The sequence below is a fragment of the Klebsiella oxytoca genome (genome assembly GCF_009707385.1).
Taxonomy (GTDB): domain Bacteria; phylum Pseudomonadota; class Gammaproteobacteria; order Enterobacterales; family Enterobacteriaceae; genus Klebsiella; species Klebsiella oxytoca_C.
The window spans coordinates 5,287,242-5,299,494 of record NZ_CP046115.1; the positions used below are offsets into that span (position 1 = coordinate 5,287,242).

Consider the following 12,253-nt stretch of genomic DNA (forward strand, 5'->3'; position numbering starts at 1 on the left):
AAGTGTTAACCCGCCCTGTGACTCTTGCTATCGCGGCCTCCTGGCAAAATACGAGCCGAAATATACAGAATTATTAAGTTCAAGGACGGCTTTCAGGAGAAAAGTGTCAAGTTGGTATGCTAAGAAATGCTAAGGTTTTAGGACAAAATAAAGAAAAGTGTAAATCAGCCTACAGGCCTTGTGATTACTGGGTTTTTCGTTATGAAGAGCTTCGGTTTTAGTCAGAAAACCCCGTAACTTTGGATAAAATGTGTCAACCTGCGATGCTTAGAAATGCCAGGGTTTTTGCGCAAAAAATGCGTAGTTCCTAAGAAATACTAAGGTTTGATGGGGCAGAACGGCAAGTATAAACCACGCTGAGAACGGTACGAATACCGGGCTAAGGACAAATCTGTCAAGTGATGATGTATAGAAATGTTGAGGTTCGCGCGGGATGAAAAGCAAAAGTGTAAAGTGACCATCCTCACTTGCGCCAGCCCCCCAAGAGTCATGGCTGGTTTTATGCTCCTGTTTCCCTCACAACGTCTGGAAGAGTGAAAGGAACTGAGCAGGGGTGCTTAAGTTACAGTTGCTTCAGTCAGTTTGCTTAATTATGTACGAGTTACTTTTTTCCCAGATCTAACTCAGAGCGCATTTGGTTAATTATCTTGTCCTTGAGTTCTTTAATTTGTTCAGCTTTAGCTTTCATTTTCTTAGCTATTGGGGCATCCAGATCAGGGGCAATAAGCACTTGATTGAGTTCACCTAACCATTCAGAAGTCATTTTCATAATTTCCTGATTCAATTGCTCAAACTCAGCAGTTAGCATGAAAAGTTCATCAGAACCTAAAATTTTCAGTGAGGTGATTTCTTCAGTCGCCTTTCGGTGAGAATCTTGGATTTGTGAAGGAAATCGACCTATTTCATCGCTGAATTTGACCATTGCTTCTGGTGAGCTATTGGACTCGAGTAACTCTCTAAACGCGTTTCTTAATGTAACCTTGATAAACTTCTCGTAATCTACGCCCACTCCAGCAGCAGCTTCTTCATACTTTTTGAAGTAATCAGTATAAACTTTTGTTCTGATGTCTAAAGTTTTATATCTAAGTTCCCTCCTTGCCTTTGTATGATGTATTAAAATTGGAACGATTACTGATGCTAGCACTGCCGTAATTGCAGGAATTACTAGTTTAGGATCAAGCCACAACGTATTACATGCTGTTTCTAAAATATCGTTAGCCATATACCCTACTTTTATCTTTTTTAAAGTCTAAAGCCCCAATAAGGGGCTCACAGGAAAACTACGGGAATACTGACCACCCATGCATCGCAAGAACCTCTTTTTCCAACTCCACCGATTCAGGTGAATTAATTTTCAATTCCGGAAGTAAAATGTAATAACAATCTTCATCGAACTGACAGACAACCTTAGAGATCTCAAGTGACTCATGCCACATTGAATCCTGAATGAACATTCCAGGTGTGGGCAGTAAGTTGGTTTCATAAGTTTTAGTGATCTGCTTGTAAGGCTCACCTTCTGGCAACACCATCATTCTCTGTGCTTTGATCATGGTCATAGAATCCTTTAATTTTGTAGATTGCGATACTTAGGCAAATAAGCAATATATCATCTTTCAGCTTATCAATTTCATCAACAAAAATGCTATCTTATGGTCATTCTTGCTTCTTTGTAGGTGTCAACATGGCTAAAGACTTAACAACCTCTGCTCATGACAGACAGAACATCCTTAACAATTCTTATGCCTTGAGCCATGCAGAAAAACACATGGCTTTGGGAGGCATTGAGTTCAACGGTGAAAGGCTTTTTACTAAAAATCAGCTCATGGAGATTTTCAGTATTAGCGATGCGACTGTGGAACGATACATTGCAAATCATAGTGATGAGTTGAAGAACAACGGCTACCGTTTAATAAAAGGGAAAGAGCTAAGAGAATTCAAGAGCTTAGACCATGTCTCCCTCATCAATGAGGGTAACAAGGCACCAACCATCGGGGTGTTCAATTTTAGAGCAGTTTTGAACTTCGCGATGCTACTTGCTGAGAGTGAACAAGCAAAAATCATTCGAACAAGATTATTAGATATAGTGATTGATACTCTTGCTGAGCGTGCAGGCGGCCATACTAAGTACATAAACCAAAGAGATGAGAACTATCTTCTCGCTTCATTTCAAGAAGAAAGCTATCGCAAGCAGTTCACAGATGCTTTGGAAGAGTGTGTTGAAGGCAATAATTGGAAATATGCAAAATTCACGAACCTTGTTTATCAGAGCATTTTTCATGAAGATGCTGCAGAGTACCGTAAGGTACTGAATTTAGCCCAAAAAGATAAAATTAGAGATACTATGTACTCGGAAGTTCTTACTCTGATTGCAGGATTTGAGTCTGGTATCGCGCACGAACTAAAAAACGAGTTTAATCGACTAGGAAGGAAATTGACTCAGCCAGAAGCTGAAGCATTATTCAGGCAGTTCGAATCACATCCCCTCTTTAAGCCTATGATGCTTGATGCGCGCTCGAAAATGGCAAGTAGAGATTTGTGTTTTCGTGACGCGCTGCACGAAAAATTAGAAGCTTATGTTAGAGCCGTTCCTGAAGCTGATTTCGAGAGATTCTTAGGTGAAAAAAGCAAATCGCTTGAAGAACGGTTAAATGACCCTGAAACCTTAGAAGTTTTCAAGCGACTTAAAGATCGCTAAGGAAAACCATGGAAGAGCTACGCTTCAACTATTTTGATATTGAGCACGCGATTACTGTTCATGATTGGATAATAGTAAAGTCAGGTGGTTTCGAAGGAATCAGGGATATCGGTATTTTAGAAAGTGCATTAGACCACATCCAAAATGATTGGTACTACCCTGGTTTTGTGGACAAGCTTGCACACTTGTTTTTTGCCATCAATAAATTTCATGCTTTCAACGATGGCAACAAACGTTCAAGTATTGCCCTCTCCACATATTTCTTAGAAATCAATGGACTAGGGCATTGTGTTAATTTTTTTGCGCAAGAAATGGAAAACATTGCTGTTTGGGTTGCAGATGGAGCAATTGAGAAAGAGTTGCTCGGCGCAATCATTCATGACTTGGTTCTATGTGAAGAGCTTCTGGAAAGCACAAAACTGGAAATTGCTCTTGCAGTTTCAGCTTATGAAGCCCGCAAGGCAGAGCAGCCATGAACTAAAGTCTAAACACTTAAAATTTGTGTACCCAAGGGTGTACACAAATTCATATCCAGCATATCACAACTCCATTTAAACAAGGCCTCTACTCAAATACTAAACAAACAGATCCAGAATATCGAGTAACAATTTCCCACCCACAAAATTTCTCTCAGACAAAAAGGTCATGGTAAATCATGGCCTTTTTATTTTTACGTTTTCCGCAGACTCGTTAGAGGAAGCGAGACATAAAAATGCTCGTCCAGTTTTCGGTTGTGGCAAATGTGCATAACGCGGCACATTCAGGCGTAATATCACACCGGGAGAACAGAATGGACTTCAGTGCGCTTTATCACCAAAACCAGCCCTTATTGATTGCCAACGTCTGGGATGCCAGCAGCGCCCGTGCCGCTCAGCAGACGGGATACCGGGCGCTTGGGACTTCCAGCGCCGCTATCGCCACAATGTTAGGGTATGAAGATGGCGAAGAGATGAGTTTCGACGAACTGTTATACATAGTCTCCCGCATCAAAGCCGTTACCGGACTACCATTAAGCGTCGATTTAGAAGCGGGATACGGCGACACTACAAGTCGCATGATTGACAATGTCCGGCATCTGACGCAGCTCGGAGTGACGGGGATAAACCTTGAAGATAGTCATGTGCTGAACAATACGCGTAGTCTTGATGATGCAGCCGATTTTGCCGTCAAACTTCAGGAATTAACCCGTGCTTGCCCCAACATGTTTTTTAATGTGCGCACCGATACGTTTCTCCTCAACCAACAGAACTCGCTTGAAGAAACGCTATATCGTGGTCAGCTGTACACAGACCACGGCGCGCACGGTTTTTTCGTTCCCTGCGTCACCCGTGCGGATGATATTAGCGCGATAGTCCGCCACGTACCTCTGCCATTAAACGTCATGTGCATGCCCGAGCTCGCAGACTTCAGTACTTTATCTTCCCTGGGCGTAAAACGTATCTCTATGGGCAATTTTATTTATAACGCGGCACAGGCCCGGCTGAACGACTTATTATGTAAGGTTCAGGCGCAGCAATCTTTTTCGGACGTTTTTTGCCATGAAAATCACCGATAGCATGCAGTGCGATATCTGGTACCAGGCGCTGCTCGCACGCTCGGTCGAATTTACCGGCGTATTTTTCGTTGGCGTCAAAACCACAGGCGTGTTTTGCATCTCCGTCTGCCGCGCGCGTAAGCCCAAACGGAAAAACGTCGAATTCTATAATGACTTTAGGTCCGCGCTGGCTGCCGGATACCGGCCATGCAAAGTCTGTCGCCCAACGGAGAATGCCCGTACGGCCCCCGCCTTCGTTGAGCAAGCGCTTTGCCTGCTGCGAGAAAACCCGAAGATACGCCTCAGCGATAGCGAACTGCGTCATCACGATATCAGCCCGGAACGCGTTCGTCGCTGGTTCCTGCAAAACCACGGGATCACCTTCCAGGCCTTTCAACGAATGCAGCGCGTAAATATGGCGCTGCAGGAGCTAAAAGCGGGTCGTTCAACGACAGATGTCGCGTTTGATAGCGGATATGAATCATTAAGCGGCTTTGGCTATACCTGCAAAAAATTGACCGGTTTCTCGCCGAGCGCGCACCGTCAGGTTATTTTAATTCATCGATTTACTACCCCATTAGGACCGATGTTTGTTTGCGCAACGCAGAGGGGCATTTGCCTGCTCGAGTTTGTTGACAGAAGAGCGCTGGAGACAGAATTCAGCGATCTGCAAAAACGGTTTGCGGCCAGCATTATCGCAGGGGAAAACGGCCATACCCGGCAAGCGGAAAAGGAAATCAGCGAGTATTTTGCCGGGCAGCGTCAAACGTTCGGTGTGGCGCTTGATACTCCAGGCAGCGAGTTCCAGCGCGCGGTCTGGCAAAGCTTACAAAGCGTTCCCTTCGGCGAGACGACGCATTATCAATCCATCGCGATGGATATAGGTAAACCGACGGCCACGCGCGCGGTCGCCTCTGCTAATGGGGCTAATCGAGTCGCAATTATCATCCCTTGCCACCGCATTATCGGCAAAGATGGTTCGATGACCGGCTACGGTGGCGGTATTGCGCGTAAAACCTGGCTAATCAACCATGAAGCAACGCTCAGGGGAAGCGGCGACTGATTGACGCGATCCGCCCTCACGCAGCCCCCATTTCAGGGGCTAAACGCTTCAAGTATTGGGGGCCACTCTCCAGCCCTTTTCATTATTCGCCGCGTCGCAGAAAAAGCCGTTTTATCCGATATCCGGCAGGTTAAAAATGACCAGTGGCGCGTAGCCGTGTAGGGCCAGCTCGCTGCGTTCACTTTGGTTGAACTTCAATACGACGCTATCGCCGTTACGAGGTATACATAGCGTTTTCATCAGAGATGCGCACCATCAGCATCATAAGCATTACTTTTTTTAATCTATAAAAATAAAAAAATAACGAAGTAACCACGAAATAAAGCCAACATAACCATCAGTCGCATTACTTTAATCTGTTCAAACTGGTTCACCTTAGAAAATCTCAATCGTGATCGGGGCCACGAATCGTTAATCTTCCGCCATCATTGTGGGGGATTTATGTTGCTTCATATTCTTTATCTGATTGGGATCACAGCGGAAGCCATGACCGGCGCGCTGGCCGCCGGACGCCGCCGTATGGATACATTTGGCGTCATTATCATTGCAACCGCAACGGCTCTTGGAGGCGGTTCAGTGCGCGATATTCTGCTTGGCCACTATCCTCTTGGCTGGGTGAAACATCCTGAGTACGTCATTATTGTTGCCGTCGCCGCGGTCCTGACCACAATTGCCGCGCCGGTCATGCCGCATCTGCGCCGTCTGTTTCTGGTCCTTGATGCTCTCGGACTCGTTGTGTTCTCAATCATTGGTGCCCAGATCGCGCTGGATATGGGCCATGGCCCGGTAATCGCCTCTATTGCCGCAGTGGTCACCGGCGTCTTTGGCGGCGTTCTGCGCGATATGTTCTGCAAGCGTATCCCACTGGTGTTTCAGAAAGAGCTGTATGCCGGCGTGTCGTTCGCCGCCGCGATTTTATATATCGCGCTCCAGCATTACGTCAGCAGTCACGATGTGGTGGTGATCTCCACCCTGCTGTTCGGCTTTACCGCCCGTATGCTGGCGCTACGCTGGAAGCTGGGCCTGCCGGTATTCAACTACAACCATAGCGCACATTAATTCTCTCCGAATCCCGGAACGCGTTGCCCGCTTAGCCACTTCGCTAGAGCGGCAACATCCGGGTTATGCAGGAACGCCACCAGTTGCCGCGCCTTTTCAGCCCCGACGCCCGGCAGGCTTCGCCACTGCTCTTCGTTTCGACTCTGCATCCGCCGCCAGTCATCCTCCTTTAGCCTGACAAAAGCGCTCCGGGGTATGGGAACCCCCATCGCCTGTACCCAACGCAAAAAAGGCCGTTCGCGCGCCAGGTTAAACTGATGCCACAGCAGCTGCCCGCGCTGCGCAGAGATCCCCGGAATGGTTTGCAGCTGCTCAGGGGTATACGTAAGCCATGAAAAGAGATGTTCCATACCGGGGGTATCGTACAGAGTCCGCCACAGCGCTTCTCCCGCACCGTCAATATCGAGAACCGCTCGCGATGAGAGCCAGACCAGCCGTGAGATAAACTGCTCCGCGCACTCGGGCCTGGCGAAATAGCAGGTTAAGGCGTTGTACCGTGCCGCCGGCGGCTGGGGTTTATTACGCTGCACCGTACGCCAGACGACCGAATCGATGCGCGGTATCCCCTGCCCGGCGAGGCTAATTTGCAGCTGATCGCCAATACCAATATCCAGACCGTGCCAGCGGGATACCGAGCCGACGTTCACTCGCTGCACGCGCTTATCGTCCAGCAGCTGTGGCTCCAGCTGCGCCACCACGGCTATTTTACCGCTGCGCCCGATGCTAAAGCTGATACCGCGAACCTCCATAACTCGTGAGGCAGGTGGGTATTTCCAGGCAATGACCCAATCTCCCTGCCCCGGAGTCCAGAAGCGTCCTGCAGACTCCTTCCCCCGTCGCACCACAACCCCATCGGTAGCAAAAGGCAGCGGTGAGGTGTACCAACGCTGACGCCACTGCTCTACCTGCTGCGCATCAGCGACGGGATGTGAAAAATGCGCACTGTAAAGAAAGCCGCCCTGCCGCAGCAGCGCCAGCCTCTGTGCCATATCCTGTGGACCATCGGGCCATGCCCAGATAAAGATACCCAGTTGATTAATATCCGCCGCAACCTGCTGGCGCATCATCATGCCGGCCGCCTTTGCCCGCGCGTTCATGCCGCCCATCTGCTTTTGCACATGCCCCTCACGGAGCAGGAATAGCTCGCCCTGCAGTACGCTATTAGCCAGCAATCCTTCAGAGGCTTTGGGGACAGAGGGGATCTGCAAGACTCTGGCCGTCCAGTCTTCTCCTGCCAGGCCATTGCCCCGGCTTATTGCCTGCGCCAGGCGCCCTTGCCGATAAACCAGAGTGACCGCAACGCCGTCGACTTTAGGCTGTACCCACAGGTCGGATTGACCACGCATCCAGCGCGCCACAGCGGCGCGATCTGCCAGTTTACGCACACCGGTGTGCGCCACCGGATGTCTGGCATCCCCCCTGAGCGGCGGAGTGTCATCGTGAACAGGAGACTCGCCGGTGAAGCAGCGCTGCCAGTACGCCAGCCGCTCCGCAAGCTGATCATAGACTTCATCGCTTACCGAACTACTCCCCTGCTGCCAGTAAGCGTTTTTCCATGCCGTTATCTGCTGGCCGAGGCGCTCCATTTCCTGTTCGGCCCTGGCCTGCGGCCAACCAGGGCAGGCTGCCTGCCCATAACCCACCAGCATCCACAGCACCAGCGCCCAGATTCCTTTTTGCATCCCGATGCCCTCCTGTTTTCTCGCGGGCCATTGTGCCGCAGGCGTATTTTCATCGGCGAGAGGGGATTTTTAACGCTACGCGCAGCGTTCCAGATTTTCTGCGTTGTTACAGCAACGCCCGGAGAAATCAGGGAAACGGCAAGCAAAATGAAAGAAAAAATGCAAAAAGTGTGACAGGGACTGCGTCACGCAGCGGCGGCGTGTATAATAGGCTCGTATGTAAGCTCTATTTCGACCATCACATACAAAAGACACTCATGGCTCAAGGCACGCTTTATATTGTTTCCGCTCCTAGCGGCGCGGGTAAATCCAGCCTGATTCAGGCTTTATTAAAAACCCAACTGTTGTACGACTCTCAGGTTTCTGTTTCGCATACCACACGCGCTCCGCGCCCGGGTGAAGTGCACGGTGAACACTATTTCTTTGTCAATCACGACGAATTCAGAACGATGATTGGCGAAGACGCTTTTCTTGAACATGCAGAAGTCTTTGGCAACTATTACGGCACCTCGCGCGAAGCTATCGAGCAGGTACTGGCGACCGGCGTCGATGTCTTCCTCGATATCGACTGGCAGGGCGCACAGCAAATCCGCAACAGAATGCCCGGCGCGCGCAGCATTTTTATTCTGCCGCCGTCAAAAGATGAACTTGATCGTCGCCTGCGCGGCCGCGGTCAGGACAGCGAAGAGGTTATCGCGAAACGTATGGCGCAGGCAGTTGCAGAAATGAGCCATTACGCGGAATATGATTACCTGATTGTGAATGATGATTTTGATACCGCTCTTAGCGATCTGAAAATTATTATTCGCGCCGAACGTCTGCGCATGAGCCGCCAAAAGCAGCGACATGGCGCTTTAATCACCAAACTGTTGGCAGACTGAACCCACATTCAGTATTATGCCCAGTCATTTCTTCACCTGTGGAGCATTTTAAGTATGGCACGCGTAACTGTTCAGGACGCTGTAGAGAAAATTGGTAACCGTTTTGACCTGGTACTGGTCGCCGCGCGTCGCGCTCGTCAGATGCAGGTAGGCGGAAAGGATCCGCTGGTACCGGAAGAAAACGATAAAACTACCGTTATCGCACTGCGCGAAATCGAAGAAGGTCTGATCAACAACAAGATCCTCGACGTTCGTGAGCGCCAGGAACAGCAAGAGCAGGAAGCCGCTGAATTACAAGCCGTTACCGCTATTGCTGAAGGTCGTCGTTAATCACACAGCGGGTCGCCCTTGTATCTGTTTGAAAGCCTGAATCAGCTGATTCAAAACTACCTGCCCGAAGAGCAAATTAAACGTCTTCGGCAGGCTTATCTCGTTGCACGTGACGCTCACGAGGGCCAGACACGTTCAAGCGGTGAACCCTATATCACGCACCCGGTGGCGGTAGCCTGTATCCTGGCCGAGATGAAGCTCGACCACGAAACGCTCATGGCCGCTCTGCTGCACGATGTGATAGAAGATACCCCTGCCACCTACCAGGATATGGAGCAGCTTTTTGGTAAAAGCGTTGCTGAACTGGTAGAAGGGGTGTCAAAGCTTGATAAGCTAAAGTTTCGCGACAAGAAAGAGGCTCAGGCCGAAAACTTCCGCAAAATGATTATGGCGATGGTGCAGGATATCCGCGTCATCCTCATTAAGCTTGCTGACCGCACCCATAACATGCGCACGCTGGGCTCTTTGCGTCCGGACAAGCGCCGCCGTATTGCCCGCGAAACGCTGGAAATCTATAGCCCTCTGGCGCACCGTTTAGGTATCCATCACATCAAAACCGAGCTCGAAGAGCTGGGCTTTGAGGCGCTGTATCCAAACCGCTACCGCGTTATTAAAGAGGTAGTTAAAGCGGCGCGCGGCAACCGTAAAGAGATGATTCAAAAGATCCTCTCCGAAATCGAAGGGCGCCTGCAGGAAGCGGGAATTCCTTGCCGAGTTAGCGGTCGTGAAAAGCATTTGTACTCCATCTACTGCAAGATGGTGCTTAAAGAGCAGCGTTTTCACTCGATTATGGATATCTACGCCTTCCGCGTGATCGTTCATGATTCCGATACCTGCTACCGCGTGCTTGGCCAGATGCACAGCCTCTACAAGCCGCGACCGGGCCGCGTCAAAGACTACATTGCCATTCCGAAGGCGAACGGCTATCAATCTTTGCACACTTCGATGATCGGCCCTCATGGCGTTCCGGTTGAGGTACAAATTCGTACCGAAGATATGGACCAGATGGCGGAAATGGGGGTCGCGGCGCACTGGGCTTATAAAGAGCACGGCGGCGAGAGCAGCACTACGGCGCAAATCCGCGCCCAGCGCTGGATGCAGAGCCTGCTGGAACTCCAGCAGAGCGCCGGTAGCTCATTTGAATTTATTGAGAGCGTGAAATCCGATCTGTTCCCGGATGAGATTTACGTTTTCACCCCGGAAGGGCGCATTGTTGAACTCCCCGCTGGCGCCACGCCGGTGGACTTTGCCTACGCTGTGCATACCGATATCGGCCATGCCTGCGTCGGCGCGCGCGTCGACCGCCAGCCATATCCGCTGTCACAGTCGCTCTCCAGCGGCCAGACCGTGGAAATTATTACCGCCCCTGGCGCACGTCCGAACGCCGCGTGGCTGAACTTTGTCGTCAGCTCTAAAGCGCGCGCCAAAATTCGCCAGCTGCTGAAAAACCTCAAGCGCGACGATTCCGTTAGCCTCGGACGCCGTCTTCTCAATCACGCCCTTGGCGGCAGTCGTAAACTGGCAGAGATTCCGCCAGAGAACATTCAGCGCGAACTTGAACGTATGAAGCTGGCAACGCTTGACGATTTGCTGGCCGAAATCGGCCTCGGCAACGCCATGAGCGTCGTGGTAGCTAAAAACCTGCAGCAGGGTGAAACCACTGCCGTTCCGGTACAGGCAGCGCCTGTCGGCCATAACCATCTGCCGATTAAAGGCGCTGATGGCGTGCTGATCACCTTTGCCAAATGCTGCCGCCCGATTCCCGGCGACCCGATTATTGCGCACGTCAGCCCCGGCAAAGGCCTGGTTATTCACCACGAATCCTGTCGTAACATTCGCGGCTATCAGAAAGAGCCGGAGAAATTTATGGCGGTCGCGTGGGACAAAGAAACGGCGCAGGAATTTATCACCGAAATCAAGGTGGATATGTTCAACCATCAGGGTGCTCTGGCGAATCTTACCGCCGCGATCAACACCGCCTCTTCCAATATTCAAAGCCTGAATACGGAAGAGAAAGATGGCCGCGTTTACAGCGCCTTTATTCGTCTCACCGCGCGTGACCGCGTGCATCTGGCGAATATTATGCGCAAGATTCGCGTCATGCCGGATGTAATTAAAGTCACTCGTAACCGAAACTAGTTTTAGACACAAATCATTCGGATTGCGTCACAAAACGCTTAGCGTTTGAATAGCGCTTGCGCTGGCCCCCAAGGGTGAGGCGGCAAGCGCATAAATCCCCCAGTCACGCACAGAAGCAGGTGACTGGGGGTGAGTAAGCACAGTCAACGCCGAAGCAATTTGAAGGAAGAAGTGTTTTATGAATCCTCAGCGTTATGCGCGAATCTGCGAAATGCTCGCCAGGCGCCAGCCTGACCTGACGGTATGCATGGAGCAGGTCCATAAGCCTCATAACGTCTCGGCGATCATTCGTACCGCAGACGCCGTTGGCGTGCATGAAGTGCACGCCATCTGGCCCGGTAACCGTATGCGCACCATGGCCTCCGCGGCTGCTGGCAGCAATAGCTGGGTGCAGGTTAAAACCCACCGAACTATTGCCGATGCCGTTACGCATTTAAAGGGCCAGGGTATGCAAATTCTGGCAACCCATCTCTCTGATAACGCCGTCGATTTTCGTGAAATCGACTATACCCGCCCCACCTGTATTCTGATGGGTCAGGAGAAAACCGGCATTACTCAGGAAGCGTTAGACCTGGCGGATCGGGACATTATCATTCCGATGATTGGCATGGTGCAGTCGCTGAACGTTTCCGTCGCCTCGGCGCTGATTCTCTACGAAGCCCAGCGCCAGCGGCAGAATGCCGGCATGTACCAGCGCGAGAACAGCATGCTGCCGGCAGAAGACCAGCAGCGCCTGCTGTTTGAAGGCGGCTATCCGGTACTGGCGAAAGTCGCAAAACGCAAAGGCCTCCCCTATCCCCACGTCAACGAGCAGGGTGAAGTCGAAGCCGATGCCGAGTGGTGGGCCACCATGCAGGCGGCGAAGTAATC

The 12,253-nt window shown here is 50.6% G+C and carries 13 protein-coding genes; 9 read left to right on the top strand and 4 right to left on the bottom strand.

Features of this window, described 5'->3' with window-relative positions; genetic code table 11:
* Positions 1-601 precede the first annotated feature (601 nt).
* Together GJ746_RS25275 and GJ746_RS24695 are read right to left on the bottom strand one after the other, a co-directional pair.
* Positions 602-1,222 carry a hypothetical protein gene (locus tag GJ746_RS25275; protein ID WP_195908778.1) on the bottom strand — a complete coding sequence of 207 codons (621 nt, stop codon included), beginning with the start codon at positions 1,220-1,222 and terminating at the stop codon, positions 602-604.
* Positions 1,223-1,280: 58 nt separating this feature from the next.
* Positions 1,281-1,556: a hypothetical protein gene (locus GJ746_RS24695; protein WP_154682521.1), complete on the bottom strand. Its 276-nt coding sequence runs from the start codon at positions 1,554-1,556 to the stop codon at positions 1,281-1,283.
* Positions 1,557-1,681: 125 nt separating this feature from the next.
* Here GJ746_RS24695 and GJ746_RS24700 point away from each other — a divergent pair, with 125 nt between their 5' ends.
* The 4 genes from GJ746_RS24700 to GJ746_RS24715 all read left to right on the top strand — a co-directional run bounded on the left by GJ746_RS24700 (position 1,682) and on the right by GJ746_RS24715 (position 5,292).
* The gene (locus GJ746_RS24700) at positions 1,682-2,695 is read left to right on the top strand and encodes a DNA-binding protein (RefSeq protein ID WP_154682522.1); all 1,014 of its coding nucleotides are present in this window, start codon (positions 1,682-1,684) and stop codon (positions 2,693-2,695) included.
* A gap of 8 nt (positions 2,696-2,703) precedes the next feature.
* Positions 2,704-3,171 carry a type II toxin-antitoxin system death-on-curing family toxin gene (locus GJ746_RS24705; protein WP_154682523.1) on the top strand — a complete coding sequence of 156 codons (468 nt, stop codon included), beginning with the start codon at positions 2,704-2,706 and terminating at the stop codon, positions 3,169-3,171.
* Positions 3,172-3,485: 314 nt separating this feature from the next.
* Positions 3,486-4,250 (top strand): isocitrate lyase/PEP mutase family protein, encoded by a 765-nt coding sequence (locus GJ746_RS24710; protein WP_154682524.1) that lies wholly within the window; start codon positions 3,486-3,488, stop codon positions 4,248-4,250.
* Positions 4,234-5,292: a bifunctional transcriptional activator/DNA repair enzyme AdaA gene (locus GJ746_RS24715; RefSeq protein ID WP_154682525.1), complete on the top strand. Its 1,059-nt coding sequence runs from the start codon at positions 4,234-4,236 to the stop codon at positions 5,290-5,292. The genes GJ746_RS24710 and GJ746_RS24715 overlap by 17 nt, the downstream gene beginning before the upstream one ends.
* A gap of 111 nt (positions 5,293-5,403) precedes the next feature.
* Here GJ746_RS24715 and GJ746_RS25525 read toward each other — a convergent pair whose 3' ends face one another.
* The gene (locus GJ746_RS25525; RefSeq protein ID WP_264766555.1) at positions 5,404-5,532 is read right to left on the bottom strand and encodes a hypothetical protein; all 129 of its coding nucleotides are present in this window, start codon (positions 5,530-5,532) and stop codon (positions 5,404-5,406) included.
* 201 nt (positions 5,533-5,733) lie between these two features.
* Here GJ746_RS25525 and GJ746_RS24720 point away from each other — a divergent pair, with 201 nt between their 5' ends.
* Positions 5,734-6,351, top strand: a complete 618-nt coding sequence (locus GJ746_RS24720; RefSeq protein ID WP_154682526.1) for a trimeric intracellular cation channel family protein — start codon at positions 5,734-5,736, stop codon at positions 6,349-6,351.
* Here GJ746_RS24720 and ligB read toward each other — a convergent pair.
* Positions 6,348-8,033 carry an NAD-dependent DNA ligase LigB gene (gene ligB, locus GJ746_RS24725; protein WP_154682527.1) on the bottom strand — a complete coding sequence of 562 codons (1,686 nt, stop codon included), beginning with the start codon at positions 8,031-8,033 and terminating at the stop codon, positions 6,348-6,350. The two genes, GJ746_RS24720 and ligB, sit on opposite strands and share 4 nt — an antisense overlap.
* Positions 8,034-8,290: 257 nt before the next feature.
* Between ligB and gmk the strand changes: the two genes are divergently transcribed.
* The 4 genes from gmk to trmH all read left to right on the top strand — a co-directional run bounded on the left by gmk (position 8,291) and on the right by trmH (position 12,251).
* A complete protein-coding gene (gmk, locus tag GJ746_RS24730; protein WP_154682528.1) occupies positions 8,291-8,914 on the top strand; it encodes a guanylate kinase in 624 nt (207 codons plus the stop codon).
* Between the two features lie 54 nt (positions 8,915-8,968).
* Entirely contained in the window at positions 8,969-9,244 is a 276-nt protein-coding gene (rpoZ, locus tag GJ746_RS24735; RefSeq protein ID WP_004106927.1) for a DNA-directed RNA polymerase subunit omega, read from the top strand.
* An 18-nt stretch (positions 9,245-9,262) separates the two neighbouring features.
* Positions 9,263-11,383: a bifunctional GTP diphosphokinase/guanosine-3',5'-bis pyrophosphate 3'-pyrophosphohydrolase gene (gene spoT / locus GJ746_RS24740; protein ID WP_154682529.1), complete on the top strand. Its 2,121-nt coding sequence runs from the start codon at positions 9,263-9,265 to the stop codon at positions 11,381-11,383.
* 178 nt (positions 11,384-11,561) lie between these two features.
* A complete protein-coding gene (gene trmH, locus GJ746_RS24745) occupies positions 11,562-12,251 on the top strand; it encodes a tRNA (guanosine(18)-2'-O)-methyltransferase TrmH (protein WP_154682530.1) in 690 nt (229 codons plus the stop codon).
* Positions 12,252-12,253: the final 2 nt, after the last annotated feature.

What these genes read in the sequence shown, in the direction of transcription:
- GJ746_RS24710 (WP_154682524.1), top strand. Translation starts at nt 3,486, where the DNA reads ATGGACTTCAGTGCGCTTTATCACCAAAACCAGCCCTTATTGATTGCC.
- GJ746_RS25275 (WP_195908778.1), bottom strand. Translation starts at nt 1,222, where the DNA reads ATGGCTAACGATATTTTAGAAACAGCATGTAATACGTTGTGGCTTGAT.
- gmk (WP_154682528.1), top strand. Translation starts at nt 8,291, where the DNA reads ATGGCTCAAGGCACGCTTTATATTGTTTCCGCTCCTAGCGGCGCGGGT.
- GJ746_RS24715 (WP_154682525.1), top strand. Translation starts at nt 4,234, where the DNA reads ATGAAAATCACCGATAGCATGCAGTGCGATATCTGGTACCAGGCGCTG.
- rpoZ (WP_004106927.1), top strand. Translation starts at nt 8,969, where the DNA reads ATGGCACGCGTAACTGTTCAGGACGCTGTAGAGAAAATTGGTAACCGT.
- GJ746_RS24705 (WP_154682523.1), top strand. Translation starts at nt 2,704, where the DNA reads ATGGAAGAGCTACGCTTCAACTATTTTGATATTGAGCACGCGATTACT.
- trmH (WP_154682530.1), top strand. Translation starts at nt 11,562, where the DNA reads ATGAATCCTCAGCGTTATGCGCGAATCTGCGAAATGCTCGCCAGGCGC.
- ligB (WP_154682527.1), bottom strand. Translation starts at nt 8,033, where the DNA reads ATGCAAAAAGGAATCTGGGCGCTGGTGCTGTGGATGCTGGTGGGTTAT.
- GJ746_RS25525 (WP_264766555.1), bottom strand. Translation starts at nt 5,532, where the DNA reads ATGAAAACGCTATGTATACCTCGTAACGGCGATAGCGTCGTATTGAAG.
- GJ746_RS24700 (WP_154682522.1), top strand. Translation starts at nt 1,682, where the DNA reads ATGGCTAAAGACTTAACAACCTCTGCTCATGACAGACAGAACATCCTT.
- GJ746_RS24695 (WP_154682521.1), bottom strand. Translation starts at nt 1,556, where the DNA reads ATGACCATGATCAAAGCACAGAGAATGATGGTGTTGCCAGAAGGTGAG.
- GJ746_RS24720 (WP_154682526.1), top strand. Translation starts at nt 5,734, where the DNA reads ATGTTGCTTCATATTCTTTATCTGATTGGGATCACAGCGGAAGCCATG.